The organism is Desulfotomaculum copahuensis, assembly GCF_001655685.1.
Classification (GTDB): Bacteria; Bacillota; Desulfotomaculia; order Desulfotomaculales; family Desulfovirgulaceae; genus Desulfotomaculum_G; species Desulfotomaculum_G copahuensis.
The window spans coordinates 1-853 of record NZ_LYVF01000071.1; the positions used below are offsets into that span (position 1 = coordinate 1).

The window sequence follows — 853 nt, forward strand, 5'->3', positions numbered from 1 at the left end:
TTATCCACATTATCCACAGGGAGTAATCCACAGTTTTTTGATCGGCGCCGCATCCGGCAAGCCGGCAGAACAGCCCGGCATGTGCCGGAAAGCGGCGGGACACAAGGATCCACGATTTTACCCCGGCCGGGCGGGGCATGTCTTTTGATGGAAGAAATTGCTGTGATTACTGTGGATAACTTCTCCCGGACAAAGAGCGGCGCGAAAACAAACCGGCCTCCGGGCGGTTTAAAGAAAAGGTGTTTTTGTAAAAATAGCACTCCCGGAAGGACTATTTTTGTCGCAATTCAGCAAACGGGCGTCAATTTTAAACCGGGCACGGCATTCAAAGTCAGCGCGGCCAGCTCGCCCCGCAACAGCTTGTAATAGGCGGCACAGGCCACCATGGCCGCGTTGTCAGTGCAGAGAACCGGCGGAGGGTAAAAAACCTTCCGGCTCTCCCCGGCGGCCCGGTCATCCAGGGCCACCCGCAGGCGCCCGTTGGCCGCCACCCCGCCGGCCAGGACGATGGTCGAACAGCCGTGGCGCTGCGCGGCCAGGAAAGTTTTATCCACCAGCACATCCACCACCGCTTTTTGGAAACTGGCCGCCACATCGGCCGCCGCCACATCGCGGCCGCGCTGCCGGGCGTTGTGCAGGTGATTGATCACGGCAGACTTGAGCCCGCTGAATGAAAAGTCCAGACTGCCCTCCTCCAGGTAGGCCCGGGGGAAATCGACGGCCGCCTCATTCCCTTCCCGGGCCAACTGGTCGATGAGTGGGCCGCCGGGATAGCCCAGGCCGAGCACCCGGGCCACCTTGTCAAAAGCCTCGCCGGCCGCGTCGTCCCGGGTGCCGCCCAGCACCACAAAAT

At 61.3% G+C, this 853-nt stretch carries 1 protein-coding gene; it reads right to left on the bottom strand.

What is annotated here, in order from left to right:
- Positions 1–287: 287 nt before the first annotated feature.
- On the bottom strand, positions 288–853 hold a 566-nt coding region (locus A6M21_RS06345; RefSeq protein WP_427854606.1), incomplete at its 5' end, for a tRNA (adenosine(37)-N6)-threonylcarbamoyltransferase complex transferase subunit TsaD.